Consider the following 5,709-nt stretch of genomic DNA (forward strand, 5'->3'; position numbering starts at 1 on the left):
GCACGGACCCGTCGACTCAGCCCGGACGGAGTTCGGTCCCGGCGACGAGATCGATGCCCGACAGCGTCGGGATGATCGACACCAGCTTCTCGCCGTCCCACTGTTCGATGCTGACCTCCGAGGCGCAGACGGCCACGTACGGATCAGGGGCAGCGCTGCAGTTGAGCGGCGCACCACCGAACGTCGGCATGCTGCCATCGGTTGCGGCGAAGGCCTCGGCGATCGTCTGACCGGTGACATCTCCGTCGACCGTGTTCGCCGCCTGCCAGATGTTCATCACGGCGGCGAATCCGGAAGCACCGAAGCCCTTCGACAGGTCGTCTTCGGACATGCCGTACTCCGGCGCCTTCGCGAGATACGTCTCGACGTTCTCCAGGTGCTCGCCCTCGATCTCGCTGGGATCGGCCAACAACCCTCCCGGGCTGCCTTCGATGTAGATGCCCTCGGCCAACGCTCCTGCCGCGGTCATCGCTTCGAAGTCGATGCAGGACGGGGACATGACGAGCGGGACGTCATCGGGCGTCCACCCGACACGACCCAACGCGTCGACGAGGTTCCAGCAGTCAGCTCCCTGCGCCGAGAAGATGATGACGTCCGGATCGAAGTCGAGCACTTCGGTCGCCTGCGGGGTCACGTCGGGCGCGGCGGGCAGGATCGGGACACCGAGGTACGTGAGGTCCGGCCGTTCCCCGGCGCGGACCGAATCGCCCGGCTCGGAGCCGTTGATCACGTCGATCGGCTTGGCCTCGAGGTCGTTGTAGCAGACCACTCCGGGAGGGGTGTCGGCCCACGGGATCCCGACCTTCTCGACGGTGATGTCCTCGAATTCCTCGATCTGGTTGGTCGCGAACTCGGCGAGGCCGGTGTGGGCGCCGAGACAGCCGCTCCCGATCGCGTAGGCACCCTCGGTCGTGAAGTCGGCGATCGTGACCGGCGAGGTGACGACGACGGGGATCTCCGAACCCTGGTAGATCGGGTAGAAGTTGCCGAAGAAGTTGATCGTCGAGATGACCATGTCGACCCCACTCGCCGCGAGTTCGTTCGCGCAGCGTTGGGAGTCGTCGGGCGAGATCACGCTCTTGCACAGCTCGATCTCGATCGGGCGACCGCCGAGGCCGCCGAGCACGGCGTTGACGTAGTTCGCCGCCGCCTGGATACCGGCCGACGCCTCGGGGAACGACCCCGCAGGGTCACCCTCGGGGTTCTGCACACCGATGACGATCGGCTCGCCGGTCGCCTCGCCGGTCGGCGTGTCCGCATCGTCCGCGGGTTCGTCGGTCGATGCCTCGGCCGTGTCGGTCGTCGACTCGTCGCCGGCGGCGGTGTCATCGGTCGCTTCTGCCTCGGTGTCGGTCGCTGCTTCGGTGTCGTCTGGAGCGGCTGCTTCGGTGTCGGTCGTCGCGTCGTCGCTCGACGAATCGTCGTCGCTGCCGCACGCGGCGGCGACGAGTCCGAAGCTGCACGCAACCGCGAGCACTGCCCGCGAGGTACGCCGTGATTTCCTGGTCATCTTCAAACCCCCGTTGTCAAAGTTGTCGCCGTCGAACGGTCGCCCGATGACGTCAGACCGAGTCCCCTTCGGTCCGTTCGCGAACGTACCGGTACATCCGCGCACGGTCGCAGTCGGAGGTGCACGCCGCAACCGCCCCGGGAGCGGGCATGATCTGTGCGTGGCTGATCGATCACGCGACCAACCGCTCCGCATGTGGGTCGGTCAACCGTTTCCACTCGGCGGCACGTACGACGGATCGGGGACGAACTTCTCGATCTTCTCGAGCGTCGCCGACGGGGTCGAACTGTGTCTGCACGGATCCGATCCCGACGATGAGCAGCGCATCGAACTGACCGAGGTCGACGGCCACATCTGGCACACGTATCTTCCCGACGTCCGCCCGGGCCAGCAGTACGGCTATCGGGTCCACGGACCGTGGGACCCCAAGCGCGGGCTCTGGTGCAACCCGTCGAAACTCCTGCTCGACCCGTACGCGAAGGCGATCGACGGACAGATCGACTGGGACGAGGCATGCTTCGGGTACCGCTTCGACGATCCACTCGTCGCGAACACCGACGACAGCGCGCCGCACGTCTGGAAGGCGGTCGTCGGCGACCCGTTCTTCGACTGGGGCAACGATCGACCGCCCGAGATCCCGCTTCACGAAACCGTGATCTACGAGGCGCACGTGCGCGGCATCACGATGACCCATCCCGCGGTCCCCGAGGCGCTGCGCGGGACGTACGCCGGGATCGCCCATCCGGCGGTGATCTCCCACCTCCACGACCTCGGGATCACGACGATCGAGCTGATGCCGGTGCACCAGTTCGTCCAGGACCACCACCTCGTCGCCAAGGGCCTGCGCAACTACTGGGGCTACAACTCGATCGCCTTCCTCACACCCCACAACGAGTACACGTCGTCCGCGGCGCTCGGCCAGATCCAAGAGTTCAAGATGATGGTGAAGTCGCTTCACGCGGCCGGCATCGAGGTGATCCTCGACGTGGTCTACAACCACACCGCCGAGGGCAATCACTTCGGCCCGACACTGTCGATGCGCGGGATCGACAACCGTGCGTACTACCGCCTGGTCGACGACGACCCGCAGTACTACCTCGACTTCACCGGCACCGGAAACAGCCTCAACATGCGCCACCCGCACGTGCTGCAGCTGATCATGGACAGCCTGCGCTACTGGGTGCTCGAGATGCACGTCGACGGGTTCCGCTTCGACCTCGCGTCGACCCTCGCCCGCGAACTGCACGACGTCGATCGACTCTCGGCGTTCTTCGACCTGGTTCAGCAGGACCCCGTGATCTCCCAGGTCAAGCTGATCGCGGAGCCGTGGGACGTCGGCGAAGGCGGGTATCAGGTCGGGAACTTCCCACCACAGTGGTCGGAGTGGAACGGCCAGTACCGCGACACGATCCGCGACTTCTGGCGCGGCGAACCGTCGACGCTCGCCGAGTTCGGGTTCCGCTTCACCGGAAGCTCCGACCTGTACGAGGCCGACACCCGGCGACCTACGGCGTCGATCAACTTCGTCACCGCGCACGACGGGTTCACCCTCACCGATCTCGTCTCGTACAACGAGAAGCACAACGACGCGAATCTCGAGGACGGCAACGACGGCGAGTCACACAACCGCTCGTGGAACCACGGGGTGGAGGGTCCGACCGACGACCCGGTGATCCGTGGGCTGCGCGATCGGCAACGCCGCAACCTGATGACGACGCTGATGCTCTCGCAGGGCGTCCCGATGATCGTCGGCGGTGACGAACTCGGTCAGTCCCACCAGGGGAACAACAACGTCTACTGCCAGGACAACGAGCTGTCGTGGTACCCGTGGAACGACGTCGACGGTGACTTCGTCGCCTGGTGCAAACGGGTGATCTCGTACCGCAAGGCGCACCCGGTCTTCCGCCGCCGCCGTTGGTTCCAGGGACGCCGCATCCGTGGGATCGAAGACCTGGCGTGGTTCCGCCCCGACGGCGGCGAGATGACCGACGACGACTGGGAGACCGGATACGCCCGGGCCGTCGGCGTGTTCGTCAACGGCCGCTCGATCCCCACCCCCGATGCGTACGGCGAAAAGGTGCTCGACGACTCATTCCTGCTGTTGTTCAACGCTGGACACGAGGCATTGACGTGGAGGATCCCCGGGCCCGAATGGGGTCGGCGCTGGGCCGTCGACCTCGACACGGCCAACCCGCGCGTCGGAGTGGGCCGCCGGGTCGCAGCGAAGGCCGACGACGAGTTGTTCGTGCTCGATCATTCGATGATCGTGCTGCGTGCCACCCGCCCTCCGGCGAAGCGTCCGCGTGCCGGTGCCCCCCGATGAGGCTCGGGGCGACGCCGCTCGGTGATGCGACGCGGTTCGAGGTCTGGGCGCCCGACGCGTCGACCGTGGAGGTCGTGATCGAGCGGGACGGAGGTGACCTCGCCGTCGAACTGCAGCCGGAGTCCGCGTCCGCGACCTGGGTCGCAGTCGTCGAGGGCGTCGGTGCGGGCGATCGGTACCGCTACCGACTCGACGGGGGCGAGCCGCTCCCCGATCCGGCATCGCGACGACAGCCCGACGGTGTCCACGGACCCTCGGCGATCGTCGACACGGATTCCTTCGAATGGACCGACGATTCCTGGACGGGCGTCGAACTGGCCGACACGGTGCTCTACGAGCTCCACGTCGGAACGTTCACCCCGGAGGGCACGTTCGCTGCCGCGGTCGGCCAACTCGATCGACTCGTCGCGCTCGGTATCACGACGATCGAGATCATGCCCGTGGCCGCATTTCCCGGCGAACGGAACTGGGGGTACGACGGGGTGTTCCCGTCCGCCACGCAGGAGTCGTACGGCGGTCCCGACGGGTTGGCTCGTCTCGTCGACGCTGCCCACGGACACGGTCTCGCCGTCGTGCTCGACGTCGTGTACAACCACATCGGACCGGAGGGGAACGTGCTTCCCCGCTTCGGCCCCTACTTCACCGACGAGTACTCGACCCCATGGGGCGAGGCGATCAACGTGGCGGGCACACACAGCGACTCCGTACGGCGGTTCTTCATCGAGAATGCCGTCGGATGGATCCGCGACTTCCACATCGACGGTCTGCGCCTCGACGCGATCCACGCGATCGTCGATCCGACCGCTCGGCCGTTCGTCGAGGAGTTGACCGCTGCGGTCCACGCAACCGCCGACGGACTCGGACGCACCGTGCTCGTCACCGTCGAGAGTTCGTCCAACGATCCACGCATCGTGCGCTCGCGTGCCGCTGGCGGATGGGCCTGCGATGCGGCGTGGAACGACGACTACCACCACGCCGTGCGCGTCGCGCTCACCGGTGATCGTCACGGGTACTACGCGGCGTACACCGGAGCGGCCGACGTGGCCGCGGCGTGGACACGTCGGTTCGTCTACGACGGTCGGCATTCGATCACGTTCGGGCGCCGACACGGTGCCAACGCGAGCGATGTCGACCATCGCCACTTCATCGTCTTCTCCCAGAACCACGACCACGTCGGCAACACCCCGCGCGGCGAACGGATGCTGCACGTCGCCGGTCCCGCCGACCCGCGGCTGCGACTCGCTGCGGCGAGCACCTTGCTGTCGCCGTTCACGCCGATGCTGTTCATGGGCGAGGAGTACGGCGAGCGCGCACCATTCCCGTACTTCATCGACCACGGTGACCCCGACCTGGTCGAGATCGTGCGGACGGGGCGCCGGGACGAGTTCTCCGATGTCGATTGGTCGGGTGGGGTCGCCGACCCGGCAGCGAAAGCGACGTTCGACGATGCCGTGCTCGACCCGTCGCTCGGCTCGACCGGCCACCATCGCGATCTCCTCGCCTGGTACACCGAACTGATCGCGATCCGCCGTTCGCACCCGGTCCTCACCGATCCGACCGCCGAGCAAGTCGTCGCACTCGACGGTGACGTGGTGATCGTCGAACGTCGACTGGGTGACGCCACGAGCGTCCTCGTCCTCAACTTCGGCGATGCGCCGCACACCGACGCCCGGACCGAGACCGGCCCGATCATCGCCGACTCCTCGCTCGCGCAATCCGCCACGGTCACCGCCTGGTCCGCCCGCCTCCGCATCGATCATCCCGGACAACTGGTGCCAGGCACCAGTTGACCGAGCATCAGCGGTCGGTGCGTTCGAGGACCGCGAGGCCGAGGTCGCCGAGCAGGTCGGTGAGTCGGACCGCTCCGCCGGTGATG

The 5,709-nt window shown here is 66.9% G+C and carries 3 protein-coding genes; 2 read left to right on the plus strand and 1 reads right to left on the minus strand.

Annotation, left to right across the window (positions count from 1 at the left end; translation table 11 throughout):
* Nucleotides 1-16: 16 nt before the first annotated feature.
* The gene (locus WBV89_RS11655; protein ID WP_423981520.1) at nucleotides 17-1,510 is read right to left on the minus strand and encodes an ABC transporter substrate-binding protein; all 1,494 of its coding nucleotides are present in this window, start codon (nucleotides 1,508-1,510) and stop codon (nucleotides 17-19) included.
* Nucleotides 1,511-1,703: 193 nt separating this feature from the next.
* Between WBV89_RS11655 and glgX the strand changes: the two genes are divergently transcribed.
* Together glgX and treZ are read left to right on the plus strand one after the other, a co-directional pair.
* Nucleotides 1,704-3,833 carry a glycogen debranching protein GlgX gene (glgX, locus tag WBV89_RS11660; protein WP_423981522.1) on the plus strand — a complete coding sequence of 710 codons (2,130 nt, stop codon included), beginning with the start codon at nucleotides 1,704-1,706 and terminating at the stop codon, nucleotides 3,831-3,833.
* Complete coding sequence (treZ, locus tag WBV89_RS11665) at nucleotides 3,830-5,623, plus strand: malto-oligosyltrehalose trehalohydrolase (RefSeq protein WP_423981521.1); 1,794 nt, start codon at nucleotides 3,830-3,832, stop codon at nucleotides 5,621-5,623. The genes glgX and treZ overlap by 4 nt, the downstream gene beginning before the upstream one ends.
* The last annotated feature ends 86 nt before the right edge of the window (nucleotides 5,624-5,709 follow it).

The sequence above is a fragment of the Ilumatobacter sp. genome, from assembly GCF_049588435.1.
In the GTDB taxonomy this organism is placed as follows: Bacteria; Actinomycetota; Acidimicrobiia; order Acidimicrobiales; family Ilumatobacteraceae; genus Ilumatobacter_A.